Annotated in this window: 5 protein-coding genes; all 5 read right to left on the minus strand. The window is 62.5% G+C overall.

Annotation, left to right across the window (positions count from 1 at the left end; translation table 11 throughout):
- Nucleotides 1–277: 277 nt before the first annotated feature.
- The gene (locus tag VGY55_11885) at nucleotides 278–505 is read right to left on the minus strand and encodes a hypothetical protein (GenBank protein ID HEV2970660.1); all 228 of its coding nucleotides are present in this window, start codon (nucleotides 503–505) and stop codon (nucleotides 278–280) included.
- A gap of 283 nt (nucleotides 506–788) precedes the next feature.
- Nucleotides 789–1652: a hydrogen peroxide-dependent heme synthase gene (gene hemQ, locus VGY55_11890; protein HEV2970661.1), complete on the minus strand. Its 864-nt coding sequence runs from the start codon at nucleotides 1650–1652 to the stop codon at nucleotides 789–791.
- Nucleotides 1653–1895: 243 nt separating this feature from the next.
- On the minus strand, nucleotides 1896–2261 hold the full coding sequence (locus tag VGY55_11895) for a VOC family protein (protein HEV2970662.1): 366 nt from the start codon (nucleotides 2259–2261) through the stop codon (nucleotides 1896–1898).
- Nucleotides 2262–2264: 3 nt separating this feature from the next.
- Nucleotides 2265–4412 carry a hypothetical protein gene (locus VGY55_11900; protein ID HEV2970663.1) on the minus strand — a complete coding sequence of 716 codons (2148 nt, stop codon included), beginning with the start codon at nucleotides 4410–4412 and terminating at the stop codon, nucleotides 2265–2267.
- Between the two features lie 198 nt (nucleotides 4413–4610).
- Nucleotides 4611–5374 (minus strand): metallophosphoesterase (locus VGY55_11905; protein ID HEV2970664.1); only part of this gene is annotated, 764 nt, incomplete at its 5' end.

Raw genomic sequence — 5374 nt, forward strand, 5'->3', positions numbered from 1 at the left:
GAAGCAGTTCTGCAATTACGAGCCGATACGCTCAGCGACAGCCAGCCGATGGAACGTTTTTGGCAACGCTGGCAATCCCGTCAAAACGGCAGCAACCGCTACCAGACCGCCGCCTGATTGCGCAAAGTAAGGAATGCACCCAAAAACCTGTCTCAAAGCTGGCTAGGCGCGCTCGGCCACGAAATCCATGGCGACCCAGCCACCAATGGCCAACCACTCTTCGCGAATCTCTCCCAGAACAGAAAACGAGACCCGCTTTCAAAAATTGATGGAAAGCTCACTTGGCCTTCTTCGCTTTCGGCGAGGGCTTGATCGTTCCACGCAGCCGGCCAATTCCCGCGCTCGGGGCGGCTAGATGGACCCAGTGCCCTACCAGCGCCTCCAGCATATCATCCATCGCCTGCTCGAAATCGGCAAACGCCTCCGAGTCGTAAAGCGGCTGGAAAAGCTGGTTTTCGTCCGGGAACGACGCGGTTCCACCCGTTGGATCGAGATCGAAGTTCATGGCGGCCAGTCCTTGGGCATCAAGCCGGAGTGATGTCGTACGTGTCTGGATTCCTTACGTGGGACAAATCCGAATCGTTCAAGGTTCGCAATTCGATTGCTGAGCAGTGCAAGCCAGATGCCGATTCGCAGGAATTATCTCGCAACCGGTCAAGTCTTTAGACGCCGAGGCCTGACCGAGTTTCGCAAGAACTTTGCGCTGAGCAGTTTGCAGCGCGCTAAAGCGCAGAAACCAGCGGTCTATCCAGTGAATTGCCGACTGGCTTCAATGCCGGCCAAATTCCTTAGCCGCCGATCGGCCCGGCTTCCGAACTGCCGATCCGGCAGCGTTCGAGGATCGTCGCGGCCGGCAAGACATAGCTCACATAGAACGGCCCGAACTCGGCATAGCGGGCGCTAGCCTCGTCGAACCGCATTCGATAGACGATTTCCTTGAGAAACTCGGGCCGGCGCGACCAGAGCGTCACGCCCCATTCCCAATCGTCGAACCCCAGTCCCACTGTGATCAACTGCGTCACGCGGCCGCCGAAGGTCATTCCCGTCCGCCCGTGCTCGGCCATCAGCCGGTTCCGCTCGGCGATCGGCAGCAGAAACCAATTCTCGCCGACTTTTCGTTTCTTGTTCATCGGATAGAAGCAGGTGCAAGGCCAAGGGGGCAGTTCGGGCGTGAGCCGCTGCACGCGCATCATCGCCTCGCGGTTCTCGTAGGCCTTGAGTTTGGCGCGATAAGTCGGGCTGTCGAGTGATTCCCCTTCGTCCACGAGCCGCTGGCCGTATTGCTCGACGGTCGGCACGTATTCCGACACTTCGGTGATCGAGACGAACGAGTAGGTCGGCTCGAGCGCCGGCCCGATCGGCCCCGACATTAGCCGCTGGTGAACCGCGTCGATTTTGAGCGGGTTGCCATCGAGCAGCATCAGCCCGAAATCGGCCTTGTGCCCGCTCACGAGCGAAGTTTGCAGCCGGGCCGGTGATTCGGGCCCCCCCGGATCGAGCGCGGCGGTAAACTGCTCGCGCCCCGCTTGCATCTCTGCCGCGCTCAATCGATTCAGCGCCGCTCGATCAAAGCGATAGTACAAATGGCTGCAATGCCATCCTTCACTCGGCTCGATCGAGATGTCGGATGGTGCATTCTGACCGTGACTCATGCGAATGATTTTAGCTGCCGCCGCAATGCCTGAATAGCGCCGGGTGCCACTGGCCAGTCCGCCGCGGCAGATCGGCCAGTGCTGAAGCGCCGATCAACGTCGGCCCGCCAATCGCCCATCGAAGCGATCTAACAGATCAGAGTTGGTAGCGGGTTCCGGCACTGGCCGGGCCCAGAGGGCACCGCGCTGGCCAGTGCCACACCGTCCGCGGCCAGCGCCATGTCACCGTGTCCCGGCGATTCCTTAGTGCGGTTCCCAAAGCTCGAAGCGGTTCCCTTCGGGATCGCTCGCCCAGCCGAACCGGCCGTTCTCGTATTCCTCGACGCGATCGTCCACCGCGGCGCCGGCCGCCCGAAGCTGGGCTAGCATTGCATCGAGATCGCGCACTCGGTAGTTGAGCATGAATGGCGCCGAGCCGGGGCCGAAATATTTCGTGTCGGCGGGGAACGTCGACCAAACCGTTTGCTCCTCTGCGCAGCCGGACTTCAGCGTGCCATACGTCTGCCCGGCGACGACCGGCACCCCCACCTGCTCGCGATACCAGGCCGCCAGCGCATGCGGATCGCGCGCCTTGAAGAATACGCCACCGATGCCAAGGATGGATTCCACGTTCTACTTCGTCAGCGCCTTCTCGCCGCCGAAAAACCGGCTGTCGAGTTGGTTCTTGCCGCGCGTGATGTAGTAATTTACTAGCTCGAGCCGCAGGGCGCGGGGGGAGAGTTGCTGTTTGTCCCAGAGTTCGGCGAGACGCGCGTGCCGGGCGCGCAGCTCGTCGAACTTGGTGCGATCGGCCGGATCTTGAACGGCCTCGGGGGGCGGAGTCGCGCCGGCCATGATGGCCCGCCTGGCCTTGATATAATCGCCGCTGTTGCCGTAGGCGATTTCGTCGAGCGTCTCGACGACCGCAGCGGCTTTGGCGGCGGAGACCAAGTCGAGGTCCTTATCGACCTTGGCGGCGCTGGCCATCGCGTTGGCCAAGAGCGGATTGGTCTTCGAGGCCTCGGCCAGCTTGAGCCGCACCGTTTGGAACAGGTCGGACGAGGCATTGAGTTGTTTCGCCTTCAGTCCGTCGGCAAAATGGTCGTAAATCGCCTCTTCGACCTCGCGCTGCGGATCGTACATCGGCTCGCGGCGGCCGACGATTTGCAACTTCGACGAAAAGAGCGCTCCGGTGGGCGAAATGAAACTGTCGCCGAAGGTAATCCCGAGCTTCGCTAAATTCTCGCGGGTGTTGCCGCCGCCCGGGGCCTCGGGAATCGGAAAGAACTCCTCGCGCGGCCGACCGGTGTCCTGGCAACAGAGCAGCAGGAAGCCGGCGCAATAGGTGTGAATTTTCTTCCCCGCCAGCGGCTGGCCTTTCAAGGCCGTCACCCGATCGGTTTGGAAATTCAGGTCGAATTCGGTAGGGCAGGCGATCAACGACGCGGCCGTCTCTCCCATCTTGCGGGCCACGGCCGGATCGGGATGGCGGAGGAAAACGTAGTGCAAGCTGCGATCGACGAACGCATCCACATTGGTGGCCGGCATGTTCGTCCCCCGCTCCGGCAGATCGACGAGGACCATCCGCCGGATGCCGTCGCGACCCTTTTCCATCGCTACCACACCGACGTGCGTGAACAGGCCGGGGGAAAAATCCGTGAACAGGTTGTAGGGCGACGGGTTGCGCATCAAGAGCCAATCGCCCGGTTGAACGTCGAAGCTCCCCATGCGCAAGCGGTCTTCCGTCAGGCCGACACGCATCCGCTCGCTGAGCCAAGTGGTCAACTCGGCAACCCGCGAACGCTCCTGCCGAGGCCATTGCGGGGCGGGGATTCTGGCAAGCAGGCCGTAAAGCTCCTTGGCCGTGATGGCCGGCGGCGGGACCTCGGGATCCTGACCAGGGCGCAAATCCTGCGGCAGACCGATCTGGCGGATCGTCTCAGCCGCAGTGAGCAGCAGCACCGGGGGCGTTTTCGGATCGCGCGCGAAGCGGGCGACGTGCTTGAGCAAGTCCATCTGTCCCGTCGCGGCGATCAGCTCGAGCACTTTGCGCTTGGTACTCGCGGAGGCGGGCGGAATCTTGTCCTTTTCAGATTCGTCGGCCGGCGGATCAAACAGCAGATCGACTGCCACGGCCGCTCCAATCGCGCTGCGGCGGCGAAGAAGTGCATCGAGCAACTGGTCGGTGACGCCGGGAACGTCGGCAATCTCGTCGGCAGTGAAGGTCAGGGCGTCGAACAGCATATATCGCAGCCGGCCGGAAAGATCGATCAGCCCAGACGTGGTGGCCAGATAGTTGTTGATTGCCGCGTGGCGCGCATCACCATCGAGCGCCGCAAAGCCGGTCCGCAAGGCGAGCGTTTGATTAAGCTGCCGATCGACGCGATCTTTGGCGTTTAAGAGCGCATCGCACGCGGGAAGCATTTCATTGGGGCGCGGCGAATTGTCGAAACGGACCAGCTCGGCGGACCAGCGCTCCAGGGCGTCAGTCGCTTTGCGGAAGTCGTCCACATTCTCGGCCGAGAACCCCGCCGCCTCGCGCGGAACGATCGTCCCAAGCTGATCGAGCCAGGCCGCCACCGCCCGCTCGGCCGGATTGGCGCGCGGCGGCTGGTTGCGCTCCTTCTCCTCCTCCTGTTGCTTCTCTTGCAGCTCTTGCAGCTTTGCCCGTTGCTCGAATAGCCGCCCGCGCTGGGCCAAGGCTTGGCCGGGAGCGAAAACCAGCGCCGCGAGCAAGACAGCGCCAACGAGGAGCAATCGCCGATTCAGACAAAATTGCATCGTGACCACCGTTTGGCATTCTAGATGGAATAGGCAGACTATAACATCTATACCTTGCGATACTACGATCCGCCAGGGGGCGAAACGGTAGGGTGCGTCAAGCGAAGCGCTGACGCACCGCGTATCAATCGCCGTACCGATAGATTTTGGATCATGTGTCGAGCGGGCTCCGGTGCGTCTGCGCGGACTTGACGCACCCTACAAAGGTTCCGGATCCAGTTCGATCATGCGTTGAATCGCCGGGCGGCCGTATTCGCTGCCGCCGGTGTAGATCGTGAGGTTCGCCAGCGGTCGGGCAACGCCGGGACTGTGGGTGTGGCCGCAGTAGACGGTCACTTCGCGATCAGGGTACTCCGGAGCGATCTCGAGCAGCACGTCGCCGATCGCTTTGCAGGTGAAGTGCGGCGCCCATTCGTCGTCGGAGATTTGCCCTTCGTGCCAACAGGCCTCGCGCAGCGGCGGGAGATGCGTTGCGATGAGCACATGTCGAAAGCGCGCTAGCGCCGCGGGCAGCGTGCGGCGAATCTCTGCCGCCGCCTGATCGCCGAGCGCCTTGAGCACCGGCCAGCGCTCGGCTTTGGTGATGCCCGCCAGTTCGGCGATCAGCTTGTAGTCGTTCATCATCACGAACGATCGCTCGTAGTCGCCGAATCGCGCGTCGGCCCAGCCGTCGTTGCCGATGAGTCCCGTGCCGGATACAAGCTCGATCGGCTCGTGGCCGGTGAGATAGCGCAGATTCGACCGCTCGCGGCAGAGCTGGCGCACGGCCTCGCGCACGCCGTGGATCGAGCCGCCATAGAAATCGTGATTCCCGAGCACGAAATAGATCGGCCGGGCGATGGCGTCGTCGAGCTGCGCGAGCCGATTCACGACATCCGCCGCATCCGAGATATCGCCCGTCAACAGCACGGCATCCGGCCCCGCGGAACGCACCTGGCCGAGGAACTGTCTAACTTCCTCGG

It is taken from the genome of Pirellulales bacterium (assembly GCA_035939775.1).
In the GTDB taxonomy this organism is placed as follows: Bacteria; Planctomycetota; Planctomycetia; order Pirellulales; family DATAWG01; genus DASZFO01.

Excerpts from the sequence above, each read along its gene's own strand:
- VGY55_11900 (HEV2970663.1), bottom strand. The coding sequence starts at position 4,412 with ATGCAATTTTGTCTGAATCGGCGATTGCTCCTCGTTGGCGCTGTCTTG.
- VGY55_11885 (HEV2970660.1), bottom strand. The coding sequence starts at position 505 with ATGAACTTCGATCTCGATCCAACGGGTGGAACCGCGTCGTTCCCGGAC.
- hemQ (HEV2970661.1), bottom strand. The coding sequence starts at position 1,652 with ATGAGTCACGGTCAGAATGCACCATCCGACATCTCGATCGAGCCGAGT.